General features: G+C 47.1%; 1 protein-coding gene. It reads left to right on the plus strand.

The features are described 5' to 3' along the window. A partial coding sequence (locus KW850_RS32830; RefSeq protein WP_218351739.1) for a zinc-binding dehydrogenase occupies nt 1-291 on the plus strand: 291 nt, incomplete at both ends.

The following is a 291-nucleotide window of genomic DNA, read 5'->3' on the forward strand; positions in this document are numbered from 1 at the left end:
ACATTGGCAAACCCAAAGAGGGGGAGACCGTGGTCGTATCTGGTGCAGCGGGTGCCGTAGGTACGGTAGTAGGACAAATTGCAAATATCAAGGGAGCTCGCTCTGTAGGGATTGCTGGTTCGGATGATAAGTGTGAGTATCTAAAAAAGGAACTCGGATTCACGGCCGCAATCAATTATAGGGAGCCGGATTTTGAGAAACAGATTGAGGCTGCATGCCCAAACGGTGTTGATGTCTATTTCGACAATGTAGGTGGTACGGTATCCGACACGATTATGAAACTTATTAATC

The sequence above is a fragment of the Bacillus sp. sid0103 genome (genome assembly GCF_019219025.1).